General features: G+C 44.1%; 15 protein-coding genes. 5 read left to right on the plus strand and 10 right to left on the minus strand.

The features are described 5' to 3' along the window. Positions 1–58 precede the first annotated feature (58 nt). Positions 59–1945, plus strand: coding sequence for a phosphoglycerate dehydrogenase (gene serA / locus LDX50_RS06890; RefSeq protein ID WP_225697700.1), 1887 nt, complete (start codon positions 59–61; stop codon positions 1943–1945). 94 nt (positions 1946–2039) lie between these two features. Here the strand turns inward: serA and LDX50_RS06895 are convergent, their stop codons facing one another. Together LDX50_RS06895 and LDX50_RS06900 are read right to left on the minus strand one after the other, a co-directional pair. Then, on the minus strand, positions 2040–2216 hold the full coding sequence (locus LDX50_RS06895; RefSeq protein ID WP_225697701.1) for a histone H1: 177 nt from the start codon (positions 2214–2216) through the stop codon (positions 2040–2042). A gap of 108 nt (positions 2217–2324) precedes the next feature. Continuing rightward, positions 2325–3572 (minus strand): aminotransferase class I/II-fold pyridoxal phosphate-dependent enzyme, encoded by a 1248-nt coding sequence (locus LDX50_RS06900; protein WP_225697702.1) that lies wholly within the window; start codon positions 3570–3572, stop codon positions 2325–2327. Between the two features lie 152 nt (positions 3573–3724). On the opposite strand from LDX50_RS06900, the gene accC reads away from it, so the two are divergent. From accC to LDX50_RS06915, 3 genes are read left to right on the plus strand one after another with little or no spacing between them, the layout of a single operon-like run. Next, positions 3725–5230, plus strand: coding sequence for an acetyl-CoA carboxylase biotin carboxylase subunit (accC, locus tag LDX50_RS06905; RefSeq protein ID WP_225697703.1), 1506 nt, complete (start codon positions 3725–3727; stop codon positions 5228–5230). A gap of 2 nt (positions 5231–5232) precedes the next feature. Beyond that, complete coding sequence (locus LDX50_RS06910; protein WP_225697704.1) at positions 5233–6534, plus strand: DUF1015 domain-containing protein; 1302 nt, start codon at positions 5233–5235, stop codon at positions 6532–6534. After that, positions 6497–7072, plus strand: a complete 576-nt coding sequence (locus tag LDX50_RS06915; protein ID WP_225697705.1) for a Maf family nucleotide pyrophosphatase — start codon at positions 6497–6499, stop codon at positions 7070–7072. Before LDX50_RS06910 ends, LDX50_RS06915 begins: the two co-directional genes overlap by 38 nt. A gap of 2 nt (positions 7073–7074) precedes the next feature. On the opposite strand, the gene LDX50_RS06920 is transcribed toward LDX50_RS06915, so the two are convergent. From LDX50_RS06920 to sdaAB, 5 genes are all read right to left on the minus strand, one after another. Beyond that, positions 7075–7785, minus strand: a complete 711-nt coding sequence (locus LDX50_RS06920; RefSeq protein WP_225697706.1) for a methyltransferase domain-containing protein — start codon at positions 7783–7785, stop codon at positions 7075–7077. Continuing rightward, positions 7778–8848 carry a glycosyltransferase family 9 protein gene (locus LDX50_RS06925; protein ID WP_225697707.1) on the minus strand — a complete coding sequence of 357 codons (1071 nt, stop codon included), beginning with the start codon at positions 8846–8848 and terminating at the stop codon, positions 7778–7780. Before LDX50_RS06925 ends, LDX50_RS06920 begins: the two co-directional genes overlap by 8 nt. A gap of 77 nt (positions 8849–8925) precedes the next feature. After that, positions 8926–10305: an efflux RND transporter periplasmic adaptor subunit gene (locus tag LDX50_RS06930; RefSeq protein ID WP_225697708.1), complete on the minus strand. Its 1380-nt coding sequence runs from the start codon at positions 10303–10305 to the stop codon at positions 8926–8928. Positions 10306–10308: 3 nt separating this feature from the next. Then, positions 10309–11751, minus strand: a complete 1443-nt coding sequence (locus tag LDX50_RS06935; RefSeq protein WP_225697709.1) for a TolC family protein — start codon at positions 11749–11751, stop codon at positions 10309–10311. Between the two features lie 11 nt (positions 11752–11762). Beyond that, on the minus strand, positions 11763–12440 hold the full coding sequence (sdaAB, locus tag LDX50_RS06940) for an L-serine ammonia-lyase, iron-sulfur-dependent subunit beta (RefSeq protein WP_225697710.1): 678 nt from the start codon (positions 12438–12440) through the stop codon (positions 11763–11765). Positions 12441–12565: 125 nt separating this feature from the next. On the opposite strand from sdaAB, the gene LDX50_RS06945 reads away from it, so the two are divergent. After that, positions 12566–13402 (plus strand): aminotransferase class IV, encoded by an 837-nt coding sequence (locus LDX50_RS06945; protein WP_225697711.1) that lies wholly within the window; start codon positions 12566–12568, stop codon positions 13400–13402. Between the two features lie 31 nt (positions 13403–13433). Here LDX50_RS06945 and rplT read toward each other — a convergent pair whose 3' ends face one another. The 3 genes from rplT to infC all read right to left on the minus strand — a co-directional run bounded on the left by rplT (position 13434) and on the right by infC (position 14693). Then, a complete protein-coding gene (gene rplT, locus LDX50_RS06950; protein WP_225697712.1) occupies positions 13434–13778 on the minus strand; it encodes a 50S ribosomal protein L20 in 345 nt (114 codons plus the stop codon). 91 nt (positions 13779–13869) lie between these two features. Next, positions 13870–14064, minus strand: a complete 195-nt coding sequence (rpmI, locus tag LDX50_RS06955; protein ID WP_225697713.1) for a 50S ribosomal protein L35 — start codon at positions 14062–14064, stop codon at positions 13870–13872. Between the two features lie 32 nt (positions 14065–14096). Then, on the minus strand, positions 14097–14693 hold the full coding sequence (gene infC, locus LDX50_RS06960; protein WP_225697714.1) for a translation initiation factor IF-3: 597 nt from the start codon (positions 14691–14693) through the stop codon (positions 14097–14099). Positions 14694–14748: the final 55 nt, after the last annotated feature.

Genomic DNA, 14748 nt, shown 5'->3' on the forward strand with positions numbered 1-14748 from the left:
CCTTTTAAATGGCCCCTGAATCTGCTTATTTCGTCGTTAAATAGAAATACCTCATTCCGTGAAGAAATATTTTATCATAGATTTTGATTCCACATTCACCCAGGTCGAAGCCATGGATCTGCTCGCAGAGATTGCACTGAAAAACCATGCGCGAAAAAAGGAACGTGTGGAAGAAATACAGGAAATTACAGACAGGGGCATGGAGGGTACGCTTTCCCTCAAGGATTCCATCGAACGGAGACTTGAGCTGCTGGATGCCCATCGGGATCATTTGCCGGAGCTTATTTCATCCCTGAAAGAAAAGGTATCGTCCTCATTCCGCCGAAACCGTGAATTTTTTGAGAAATATTCTGATCGGGTATATATCATATCAAACGGTTTCCGTGATTTCATTGTACCGATCGTAGAGGAATTTCACATTAAGCCGGAAAATGTTTTTGCTAATAGTTTCACCTTTGATGACACCGGGAAGATTACCGGTTATGACAAGGACAATGTACTTGCCTCCAATAACGGAAAGGTTGAGCAACTGAGGCACTTAAATCTGAAAGGAGATGTTTATGTAATTGGAGACGGCTACACGGATTATGAGATCAAGGCAGCCGGTCTGGCCAATAAATTTTATGCATTTACCGAGAATGTGGAACGTGAATCTGTGACTGAAAAAGCCGATCACGTCGCCCCAAGTCTCGATGAATTCCTTTATATGAACAAGCTGAATACTGCCATTTCCTACCCCAAAAACAGAATCAACGTATTATTACTGGAGAACATTCACCCGCAGGCCATCAAGCTCATGCAGGAAGAAGGTTACAACGTTTCTGTATATCCTGCAGGACTGGATGAAGACGAACTTTGCGAAAAAATCAGGGATGTCTCGGTTTTGGGTATCCGGAGTAAAACCAATGTGACTGCCAAGGTACTTGAGCATGCAAACCGCCTGATATCAATTGGGGCGTTCTGCATTGGCACGAATCAGATTGACCTGAATGCATGTCTTGACAAAGGAGTTGCCGTATTTAATGCACCCTTTTCCAACACACGTTCGGTGGTGGAGATGGCCATTGCAGAAATGATTTTTCTGATGCGCAAGCTTGCAGATAAATCATCCTCGATGCATCAGGGTCTCTGGGATAAATCAGCTAAAGGGAGCTTTGAGATTCGCGGTAAGGTGCTGGGAATCATCGGTTATGGTAATATCGGTGCACAATTATCCGTCCTGGCCGAATCCATGGGCCTGAAAGTTATTTACCACGATGTCGAGGAAAAACTGGCACTGGGTAATGCTCAGAAATGTGATTCCCTCGAAGAGTTACTCCAAAAAGCAGAGATCATCAGCCTTCATGTTGACGGAAGAAAGGAAAACAAAGACCTGATTGGTCCGGAAGAATTTGCTCACATGCGGGATGGGGTCATTTTCCTGAACCTGAGCCGCGGGCATGTAGTGGATATTGAAGCACTTGCCTTAAATATTGAATCCGGAAAAGTTGGCGGAGCAGCAGTAGACGTATTTCCTGAGGAACCTAAAAGTAACGATGAGGAATTTTCGTCACGCTTGCGGGGTTTACCCAATACAATACTTTCTCCCCATATCGGAGGAAGCACGATGGAAGCACAGGAAAATATTGCATCCTTTGTGCCTGGAAAAATCATGGAATACATCAATACCGGTAGTACATCAAACAGTGTAAACTTCCCGAACCTTCAGTTGCCAACACTGAAGAATGCACATCGCCTGATTCATATTCACCAGAACATGCCGGGTATTCTTGCCAGGATCAATAAGGTGCTGGCTGATCATGACATCAACATTGTCGGGCAATACCTGAAAACAAATGAGAAGATCGGATATGTAATTACCGACATCGATAAGGCCTATGACAGGGATGTAATAAAGGCTTTACGGAAGATTGAGCATACTATTAAATTCAGGGTACTTTATTAATTCATAAACCCCTGATTAATAGGTATCTGAATATTTACATTTGAACAAAAAAAAAGGGAGTGCTTTCACACTCCCTTTCTCTTTTGAGAATTTGTTATCCCTGATTTTTCTTATCTTGAACTTCTACTCTGATATCTTGAGCAAGATTCTTTAATTCTTGCATACCCTTTCTTACGCGGGTACCTGCAGCATTATTTCCTTTTTCATAGAACTTCTCGAAGTCAGCCTCCAACGACATTACAAGGTCTTTGATTTCGTTAAATCTTTTCATGCTTGATTGGTTTAAAATAGTTTATTTAAAAAGTTTCTGTTGATTTATTTAGCGTTGGCAATATACTCAAAATGTGATTAAATCAACTAAAAACACACTTTTTTTATTTTATTTGGTCACTGCAACCAGTTCTTCCCTCTGATAGAATCCATTATCCAGCTTATGTTTGACTGCTGCGAATGCATCAATGGTTTCTTTCACATCATCCAGGCTGTGAACAGCCGTTGGAATAAGCCGAAGCATGATCACATCGCGTGGTACCACAGGATAGATCACCATCGAACAGAAGATGTTATAATTTTCACGAAGGTCCATGGCCATATTAGCACCTTCTCCAAGTCCACCCTTGAATAAAACAGGCGTTACCGGAGACTGTGTTGTTCCAATATCAAATCCATGTGCCTTAAGTCCGCTCTGCAGTGCATTCACGACCTTCCAAAGATTGTCTTTAAGTTCAGGTTGTGTACGCAACAGCTCCAGGCGTTTTAATGCACCGATAACCAGGGGCATTGGAAGAGACTTCGCAAATATTTGAGATCGCACCGTATATCGTAAATAATCAATTACACCGGCGTCTCCACCTACAAATGCGCCAATACTGGCCATTGATTTCGCGAACGTTGAGAAATAAAGGTCGATGCCATCCTGAACACCCTGCTCTTCTCCGGTACCCGCACCAGTTTTACCCATCGTTCCGAAACCATGTGCATCATCAACAAGCAGACGGAATGGATATTTCTTTTTGAGGGCTACGACATCTCTCAGGTTACCCTGGTTTCCAGACATACCAAAAACTCCCTCTGTAATCACAAGGATTCCACCACCGGTCTCATCAGTGATTTTCTGTGCACGCTGCAATTGTTTTTCAAGGTTCTCGATGTTGTTATGCGGATAAACGAAACGTTTTCCCATGTGCAAACGAACACCATCTATGATACATGCATGTGACTCCGCGTCATAAACAATGACGTCCTTCCTGTCCACCACCGCATCGATAATAGATAAAACGCCCTGGTAACCGAAATTCAGCAGTTGAACCGCCTCTTTATTGATGAAAGATGCTAGTTGTTTTTCCAGTTCAATGTGATGAACGGAATTACCCGACATCATACGCGCCCCCATAGGGTACGCCAGACCCCACTGGGCCGCGGCATCTGCATCCGCTTTTCTTACTTCAGGATGATTGGCCAGGCCGAGATAGTTATTCAGGCTCCAGGTTAGCACTTCCTTTCCGTTAAACTTCATCCGGGGCGCAATCTCCCCTTCAAGCTTTGGAAACATAAAATAGTCTTTGGGTAGGTGGGAATGCTGACCTAGTTCCCCTCGCTCCACTCTTAATTTATCAAATAGATCCACGTCTTATGTATTTAGTTCGTTTTTCCTGTTCATCAAAAAACACACAAAGTTAACACTATTGTGCATCTTGGCAAACCTGACCCTGTTTAATAAGGCTCTGTTTCGAAAATAATAATTTATTAAGTAGCATTGTAAGGACACCCACGATTATTATGATAAAGATTAAGAAAATTCTGGTTGCCAACCGCGGAGAGATCGCTCTTCGGATAATCCGGTCGGCCAAAGAAATGGGAATTAAGACCGTCGCCATTTATTCTTCGGCAGACCGGAACGCCCTGCATGTTCGTAATGCGGATGAAGCCGTCTGGGTTGGTGAAGCAGCCAGTTCTGCATCCTACCTGCAAATGGATCGTATTATCGATGTTTGTAAATCCCTCCAGGTAGATGCAATACACCCAGGGTATGGATTCCTTTCTGAAAATGCCGTATTTGCCGAAAAAGTAGAAAAAGCTGGTATCATTTTCATTGGACCCACCCCCGATGCTATCAGGGTTATGGGCGATAAACTTGCATCAAAAGCCGCCGTCGCCGATTATAACGTGCCGCTTATTCCTGGTACGGATGGTGCGATCGGCGATATTGATGAAGCGCGAAAGATATCCGGTCAGATCGGGTACCCCGTACTGATCAAAGCCAGCGCAGGTGGTGGAGGAAAAGGAATGCGTGTAGTAGAAAACGAAGAGGAGTTTGAATCTCAGATGAATCGTGCGGTGAGTGAGGCGAAATCGGCTTTTGGTGATGGTCGCGTATTTATCGAAAAATTCATCACATCCCCGCGTCATATTGAATTTCAGATCCTGGGAGATTCCCATGGAAATATCATTCACGTTTTCGAACGGGAATGCTCTGTACAGCGGAGGCACCAGAAAGTTGTTGAAGAAGCACCGTCTTCAGTCCTCACGCCTGAACTGAGAAAGCGAATGGGCGATGCCGCTATTGGAGTGGCCAAGGCCTGTAAATACCGTGGTGCAGGTACGGTGGAATTCATCGTTGATGAAAAACTGGATTTCTACTTTCTTGAGATGAATACCCGCCTTCAGGTTGAACACCCGGTAACCGAGCTGATCACCGGACTGGATCTTGTAAAAGAACAGATCAGAATTGCCGAAGGTAATCCGTTACCCTTTGCGCAGGATGATCTCAAAATTCACGGCCATGCTATTGAACTTCGGGTTTATGCAGAGGATCCGGCTAATAACTTTTTACCGGATACCGGCACGCTCAATACCTATGTTCGCCCACAGGGCCCCGGAATACGTGTTGATGACGGGTTTGAACAGGGCATGACCATTCCTATCCATTATGACCCGATGATCGCCAAATTAGCGGTTCATGCAGACAGCCGCGAAGAGGCCATCAACAGGATGATCCGTGCAATAGATGAATACCTCATTAGTGGGGTACAAACAACATTATCCTTTGGCAGATTCGTAATGGAACATGAGGCTTTCCGATCCGGTAAATTCGACACAAAATTTGTGGAACGATATTTTACACCGGATGTACTCGACGGGGTACCCGATGCGGAGATGGAAGAAATTGCAGCTGCATTAACAGCAAAAATCTATGGCAATGGCGCAAAATCATCTGCAGCAGAATCCAAGGTAACATCAACATCGGGCAATTGGAAAAAAAGAGCCCGCTTCCCGGGTAATTAGTTATGGCAGAAATTCAACCGCTCAGGGCGTGGAGATATAATCCGGAGTTTTCTTCCCGTATAGAAGAGTTCACTTCTCCCCTTTTTGACGTTGTATCAGACCGGCAGCGCGAAAAATTATACCTGAATCCGCTTAATAGTATTCACCTTTCTGTTCCCAGGGGCGATAATGCAGCCAGTAATGCTGCTGAACGTTTAAAACAATGGAAGCTCGATGGAACCCTGAAAAGAGATGAATTGCCGTCGATTTATGTTTATTATCAGTACTTCTCCCTGCCGGGTAACCGCCGTACGTTCTGCAGAAAAGGGTTTATATGTAACATCAGGGCATATGACTGGAAAGATAACGTTCTCCTGAGACATGAGAATACCATCCCTAAAGCTGTAAATGACAGGGTTGATGTTCTTCGATCCACCCAGTTGAATGTAAGCCCAACCCATGGCCTTTATACTGATCCATCGTTTACCCTGGAAAAGTATATGGATGAAAGCATGAAAAATCCCATTTACGATGTGGAAGATTATCAGGGGGTTCGTGACGTTCTGAGTGTAATTCACGACAGACAGGCCATCCAGGAATTTATCAGCCTGATGAAAGAAAAGCCTGTAATACTTGCCGACGGTCATCACCGGTATGAAGGGTCTCTGATCTACAAACATGAAATGATTGAAACCAATCCCGGCCATTCAGGAAATGAGGGTTATAATTTCCACCTCATGTACTTCACCAATACAGAAGCCGATGACCTCAGGATTTTACCAACACACCGATTGATCCAGGGTTTAACCAGCCTCAATGAAACGAAAATTTTGGAGCAGGCTGCCAATGACTTTATCATTAAACCAATTGATGACCCGCATTCTGCTGTTGAAATTATTGCCGGAAAACCATGGGCGTTCGCGCTCATGTTTCAGGAAAATGCGTGGAAAGTGCGGCTGAAGCCAGAGCGAATTGGGGAAATTCCCTGGAAATTCCCGGAAGTTGTAAAAAAGCTGGATCTAACCGTAATGCACTACTTCATTTTGGAGAAACTCCTGGGTATTCGGGGAAAAGATCAGCGTAGTTCAGAAAATGTTTCCTTTGAACGAAGTTTCAGTGAATGCCTGAACCAGGTTCAGCACGGTGATAAGCAACTTGCCATCATTACCAATGGAATTTCTATGCAGGAAGTAAAGAATGTATGTTATTCCGGTTATATCATGCCTCAAAAATCCACTTACTTCTATCCTAAAGCGATTTGTGGCTATCTTTTTAGTTCAATAGAAAATGAAGAATTTCAGCAAAACCATATTGCTTGCCTCTAACTCACCCAGGCGACATGAACTGCTGCGTCAGGCCGGACTGGGGTTCACTGTAGTGCAAAACCTGATGGAAGAAACTTTCCCACAGGATATGCCTCCGGAAGAGGTTCCACGCTACCTTGCAGAGCAAAAGGCTGAATTCAATAAAGAAATCCTGGAAGGTGATGAAATTCTTATTACAGCAGATACCATTGTTAAACTCAATGATCAGATCCTTGGGAAGCCCAATAGCACGCCAGAAGCTACTGAGCTGTTGAAGTCTCTTTCAGGGAAATGGCATGAGGTCATAACTGGCGTTTGTTTGCTTTCACGTACACTGCAAGTTTCCTTTTCAGAAACCACGCGGGTTAAATTCAGAAACATTACCGAGGAGGAAATCGACTACTATGTGAGAAACTACATGCCCTACGACAAAGCAGGGGCCTATGGAATTCAGGAATGGATCGGGCTCATAGGAATTGACAGAATTGAAGGTTCATACTTCAATGTGGTAGGATTGCCCATCAACAGGGTCTGGTATGAACTACAGCAATTTCATTAAATTCAGCGAAGCAGTCCCAGTTTATTCTTGAACCACTTGGTAAGCGTATAGTTCCGCATCTTTCGCTCGAAAACTTCCGGCAATACGGCGTCTACCATATTTTGATTCAAATCTTTGTATGGAACGAGTTTCGGATAATTATCCAGCTCTGATTCCTTCACATACATGAATGAATTCTGTGCATACCAACTCTCCACCCTGGGATCATTCCAAACATGGGGCCGAATGGTATCCAGGAGAATATAACCATGTTTTTTGAATATCGACTGCCAGTATGATGGCCACTGCTCATTGAAATGTTTTACGCCTCCCTGAAATGGGATCGCTGCTGAAAACAAAATAAGGGGCGCAAGAGACGTGAGATTGATCACAAATTGTTCGGCATATTCTTCCTCCAGGTGCTCGGCTACTTCCAATGAAATCGCCAAATCAAACTTTCGCTGTAATGAAAGCGGTTGCTTTAATTCGGCATGCATGAATTCATCTTTACCGATCACAACATTATCCACATTAACCCAGGATCCTTCTAATCCCATTACTTCAGCTATTCCCTTCTCTTTGAAAACCTTCAGCCAGGTACCCACGCCGCAACCCAGGTCTACAACACTATTTGGATCTGTCAGCTCCAATACCCTTCCGATTAACCTTTCTGCCGAATAACGGGTTCTGGCATCCCTGTCACCATAAAATTCCGAATCATATTTCTTATGCATGATCAAAAGAAGTAGTTAATTGAATAAGTCTGTCCAAAATAATGTCTAAAGAAACAAGAATTTCATCATTATCCATAATGCCAGCCGGTGGAAAACCTAATGCCTTGAGGACCGTATCAGCCATATTCTCCGGATCTGCTTTGCAGGTGAGGATATTTTTTTTACGCATTGCCTTGCGAATTCTTTCCTCCTGATCAGCCGATAATGCCACAGCCACACAAGGTATATCCTCAGCCATAGCCTGAAAAACGGCCCCACCCCCTCCGCTTAAAAATGCAGTGGACTGCGAGATGGCAACATGGAAAGCCTCAGGTGAAAGTTTAGAGATACCAGTAATTCCTTCCTGATCGAGCAATTCTCCGGTATAATTTTGTCCATATACAAAAACCACCGGAAGGCCGCTTTGTCGGTGGATTCTCTTCGCAGCATCCTCAAATAACTTTACCGCCGGCACACCGGAAATCTCATGACCGCCACCCCCGGGGTTGCAAAGAATATATTTTTCCTTCAACACCGTGAAGTTATCAAGAATCTCTCTTTTCTTTTCTGGGTTTATAACCGGAAAAACGGGTCCCGTATGGACAACGGTCTGATGAAAAAGCCTTGCTTTCAGGGCATTCCAACCGCTGAGCGGAAGGACATATTCCGGCTGAACAATCCATATTTCATCGGTAAAACCAAGACGGAGAAGCCCCAGAGCCCTGTTCAGGATTGCGGAATTCTGGGCAATGAACACCGTACGCGCACCTGATTTCTTAGCCAACCGAAGTTGGGATGAACGCCCCGTTGCGTCAAAGATGACCAGGTCAGGCTTATAATCGGCTATTGCCTGCTTTACCTCTGTTGTACAGAATGTAGGCGTATCTGGCAGCATGACCGCAGAATATGGACATGTTTCAGAAGCAGGAGATTGCCTGCTCAGCAAAAACTGAATATGGGCCGAGGGAAATCGACTATTGATGTGATTCGCAATATTGAGTGAACGGATATATTCACCCGAACCTTTCGGTCCTGATGCCGGTATGAACAGAATTCTTTTGAAAAATCCGGAAGTGTCCGCCATAGATTACGAAGGTACTGCATTCCCATAAAAAAACCCGACCAATAGTTAGCCGGGTTTCTTTTTGAAAATCAAATACGCTAATCTGATTCGGTATTTTCTCTAACCGGTGAATTGCCCCTTGACTTGCGGGCTGTAACATTGTCGCCATCCTCAAGGCGTTTTGACACTACCAGGAACGGACCAGTCACAATCTCCTCTCCTTCACTTACGCCTTCGATGATTTCGATATTATCAAAGTCACTGATCCCTGTTTTGACCACCCGCTTTCTTGCAACACCGCCCTCATTAACAAATACAACCTCCTGATCTTCACTCTTGGAAGTCTGCTGCCGGGCCTCATTTTCCGGTTCCTCTTCAGACTCTTTTCCGGATCGTGACCGAATAGAATTAGGATTTCGTGTGGTTACAGATGACAAGGGAACTGTAAGTATATTGTTCTTTCGCTGCGTGATAATATCCACACTGGCTGTCATTCCAGGTCTGAAAGGAAATTTATTCCCCTCAGAAGCCAGATCCTGATATGAGGAGTTCAGTATGCGAATGCGTACTTCAAATTCTGTTACGGCATCTGCCGAGGCTTTATCGTTCGCTGTATTGGCAATGGCAGTTACAATCCCCGTAAACTCCTTGTCCAGGTAAGAATAGGAATCCACATCAATTACAGCCGTATCACCAATTGCCACCCGAATAATATCATTCTCATTCACGTCTACACGAACTTCCATTTTATTCAGGTCTGCGATCCGCATGATCTCGGTTCCCTGGAATTGCTGGGTACCCAGAACGGTTTCACCCTGTTCCACATTCAGCTTTGAAACAATTCCACTCATAGGGGCGGTAACCGCAGTCCTCCGCAAGTTTTCGGTGGCCTGTTCAAGGGATGCCTGGCTGCTTTTTACAATGAAAGATGCTGCCTGAACGTTTTGCCGAGCCGATTTAAGATCATTTTCGGCAACGATGATATTCTGCTGGGCCAATTCCCAATCTGATTCAGAGATCACTTTTTCATCGTACAACTTCTTTTGACGGTCATAATCCTGCTTTGCCCGCTGATAGGTGGCCTGAGCACGCGAGAGCGATGCTTGTGAGGACATTAAATTTGCCTTTTGCTGATTCAGGGCTGCCTGTGCCTGATCACGGGCAGCAATGAAGTTGTCAGGCCTGATTTTCGCAAGCACAAAATTCTCAACCACAGAGTCTCCTTCCTCGACATTCAATTCGATCAGCTCGCCGGAAACTTCCGGACTGAGTTTTACTTCCACAACCGGCTGCACCATTCCCGATGCACTTACTTTTTCAACAATCGACTGCCGGGTGGCTTTTGCCATTTCAACCTCGATTTCCTTTGCTTTGCCTATCCAGCCCTGTGATCTTCCAACAAATAGTAAAACCACGATAAGTACAAGGGCTCCGATAACATAATATAACCAGCGGTTTGATGATTTTTTCTTTGCCATTTTTTAAAATTCTAAAGGTTTGCCTTGGTAGAAATCAAGTATTTTTTGTTTAAATATTAGGTCGTACTTCGCTCTTAACAAATCAGATTGCGCATTATAGAAATCATTTTCAGCCACCTGGTAATCCACAAAATTAGCAGCTCCGCTATTATACCTTTTTTCGATTACCCTGAAAGATTCTTCTCTTGCACGTACCTGTGAAAGGCTTGAATTATATGATTTGGAGGCAGCTTCCACATCATTATACGATTGCTGAATCTGTTGCCACAGTACGTATTCACGATTCTTTTTATCGATAATGGCACGATCCTGATTGATCATTGCACGCTGATAGTCATATTTTGCTGAAAAGCGGTTGAAGATTGGAATATTCATACCCAGCGAAACCGACTGACTCAGGTTTTCATTCATCTGTTCAGGGAAACCAAATGCCTCTTCAGAAACATTGGGTACATCTATGGTCGAAATTACCGGATCACCGGTGCCCTGTACCTGACCAATCACCACGGTCGTTGGAGTTGACGTCCCATCCGGCAGCGTTCTTGTATTAATCCGGTCGGAATAGTTGGTGAAAATATTTCCTGACAGGAGAAGTGATGGGTAAAAGGCCCCCTTAGCAGATTTCACAGCATATTCACTGCCTTCCACATTCAATTCTGCCGCTTGTATTTCGGGCATGTTGGCAAGTGCGATCTCGTATATTTCATATGCGCTCAATTCCAGGATCAAGTCTGTCTCTACATCCATTTCCGGAACCTCAATCTCAACTGATGCCTGCGGGGGCAGCTGCATGGCGAGCATTAACTGTACTTTGGCCTGCTGATAATTGTTCTCGGCTGTCACCAGGTTAAATTCATTCGTAGCGAGCTGTGCCTGAAGGTCCAGGAGGTTGGCCTGTGGTAATGCTCCGGCTTCAACCTGGATCCTTGTTCGCTCCACCTGTTGCTGTATAGAATTCAGCTGTTTCCTGGCATTTTCGGCCAACTCCCTGGTAAACAGAACATTCGTATAAAACCCTACTATATTCAGCATCACATTATTTCTTGTCACGTCCACTTCTTTCCGTGAGGCCTCATACTGAAACAGGTTTTGTTTCACCGTGTTGTTGATCGTCATACCATTGAAAAGTACGACAGAACTGGAAGCGCTCAGATTCACAGAATTAATCGCCTGGCTCACGAAAAGGTTTGTTACCGGGTCAATAGAACGACCCCAGTTTCTTCCTGCGGATGCCCGGCCGGTAAGATCAGGGAAGCGCTGCATCTTAGCCTGTTGATAACCAATTTCAGATGTCTGAAGATTCAATTCAGACCGCTGGATGTCCAGGTTATTTTCAAGAGCATAGTTAATACATTCTTCCAGCGTCCACACCTGGGGTCTTTCCTCCTGTGCCATTGCACCAAGTGAGAAAAAAACCAAACAGCTTGCTAATATTTTGAGTTTCATTTCAATTGTTATTATACATCTATATCAGGGATATAAATTACTTCCGTTACCCAATCAAGTCCTTTGATATATTCCAGCGACACAGGCTTTAACCCCGAATCCATCTCAATCACCAGGCATGCCAGATCATTCTTAGCTTTCCGTGAAACCGACATAGTCGCAACATTGCAATGGTCATGGGAAAGGACGCTGGAAATATGTGCAATACTCCCTTTTACATCATGTGCCTTGATGATCAATGTGTGCAGGCTCGCCGAGAAATCAGCTTTAAATCCATCCAGTTCCGCAATATTAATCACACCGCCACCCTTACTTTCACCGATGATCTCAATTTTATGATCACCTTTCTGAAGAACGAATTTCACCGTATTCGGGTGAACGGTAGAAGCGTTACCAACCGATTTAAACGTATATTTTAAACCTGCCTTTTCAGCATGATCAAAAGAATTCCTGATGCGTTCATCATCCGTTTTAAAATCAAGCAATCCGGCAATTGCCGCTTTATCGCTGCCATGTCCCTCATACGTACGTGCGAAGGAATTGTAGAACGTGATAGTGGCTTCATCAGGCCTTTCTCCTAAAACACGGATTGCCACCCTGGCCATTCGTACCACGCCTGCGGTATGTGAACTTGACGGGCCGATCATCACCGGTCCGATCATATCAAAAATTCCACTTTTTTCGCTCATTCAGGATGATTTATATTCCAATATTAAGCATATCTGCTGTATAGTGTGTGATGAAAATTATAAATGGTTAAATTCCCATTTGAGTCTCAAATAAAGGGTACTGAACAGGACAAACACTACAATAGATGAAGGCATTATTTAACAATAACCTGATAGATACACCACTTCCGATTATGCCGGAAAACCGCGCATTTCAATATGGTGACGGCATTTTTGAAACGATTTGGTTCCGCAACGGTAAAGCTCCGCTCCTTGAATTTCACAAAATGAGGCTGCAGCGTGCAGCCCAGGTTTTACGACTGGATATCTCCCCAAATGAACTACGTTATCTTGAAGCCAATATTGAAACATTAAGTCAGCTTAACTTTCCGGAGGAGACACAGGTGACGGCCAAGCTCATGTTCTGGAGACATGCCTCCGACAAACCCGGATATGGAGCAGATGCCACCACCACCGATTCACTGCTAACAATTCGCCCCTTCACTGAGGGAAATGGTTTGTATTCACTTGGAATTTCCAAAGAAATCAGGATATGCCCATATCCCTGGTCCTTTACCAAAAACATGAATGCCCTCCCCTATATCATGGCCAGTATTGAATGCCAGGACCGTGCACTCGATGAACTCATCCTTTGTAATCAGAAGGACGAAGTTGCCGAATGTATTTCTCACAATCTTTTCGTCCTGTTTGATGGAACCTGGATCACACCGCCGCTTTCGGCAGGAGGTGTGGCAGGTACAATGCGCTCCTTCATTCTTAAGAACGAAGATCACTGGTCAGTGCCTGTTCAGGAACAAAGTATTAAAACTTCCGACTTAACGAACGCCTCGGCTATGTTGATTACCCGTGCAACTGGCCTCGTTGTTATTCACGAATTTGAAAAGGCTAAAATTGATACAAAACCCGCTGAAGTTTTCAGAGAGGAAATCCTCACCGAACTCCATAAAAAAAGCCCGGCGTAACCGGGCTTTCATAATATACAGATCTGATTCCTTATTTTACTTTGTTTACAATTGCTTCAAAAGCTTCAGGGTGATTCATTGCCAGGTCGGCCAGAACTTTGCGGTTCAGATCGATATTTGACTTTTTAAGATTACCCATTAACTGCGAATATGACATGCCGTGCTGACGGGCACCTGCATTGATCCGCTGAATCCAAAGTTTTCTGAAATCTCTTTTCTTCGCTTTTCTGTCACGATAAGAATATTGCCATCCCTTTTCTACGGCATTCTTTGCAACGGTCCAAACATTTTTTCTTCTTCCAAAATAGCCTTTCGCGGCTTTTAGGATTTTTTTTCTGCGTGCTTTTGACGCAACATGATTTACTGATCTAGGCATTTTATTAAAATTTTTTGGTAAAAGGCGGCTGTTACGCGCTTAAAAACCTGTTACCTGGTTAAACACTAAAACCTGTTGATAACATTGAGAATCAGATTCTCAACATATCCCTGACGTTTGACTCATCGGCCTTGTGAACCAATGTCATATGCGTCAGATTGCGTTTTTGCTTTGTCTCTTTCTTGGTCAGGATATGACTCTTGTACGCATGCTTGCGTTTGATCTTACCCGTACCAGTGAGCTTAAAGCGTTTCTTTGCTCCTGATTTTGTTTTTACTTTAGGCATTTTCCTATCTGTTTATGATCTGTATATTCTCTTTATTTCTTTCCCGGCTTCTTGATCGGTTTGGGGGATAGAAACATCGTCATCCGCTTCCCTTCAAGCTTTGGCAATTGTTCTACCTTTCCATACTCCTCCAGTGCCTGGGCAAATTTCAACAAGAGAATCTCTCCCCTTTCCTTGAAAACAATACTACGTCCCACAAAATGAACGTAAGCCTTTACCTTGGCACCATCCGCCAGAAAATTTTGGGCATGCTTCAACTTGAAATTGAAATCATGCTCTTCAGTATTCGGACCAAAACGTATCTCCTTGATAACCGTCTTCTGCGCATTCGCTTTGATCTCCTTCTGCTTTTTCTTCTGCTCGTACTTAAACTTCGAGTAATCAATTATTTTGCAAACAGGTGGATCCGCCTTCGGCGATATCTCTACCAGGTCCAGATTCTGCTCTTTAGCCATCTGAAGCGCCCGGTTGATCGGATATACATCCACTGCCACGTTATCTCCCACGACCCTTACTTTGGGCGCAGTGATTCGTTCGTTAACCCGATAAGGCTCCTCTACTCTTCCACGGTAGCCTCTCCTTGTATTACGTTGTTTGCTAATTGTTACCTCCCTTGTTTTGTTCGACAAAAATAAGTTGCAAATATCGTGATATAATTTGTATTATTCAACGACTCCGCATATT

The sequence above is a fragment of the Fulvivirga sedimenti genome (genome assembly GCF_020328055.1).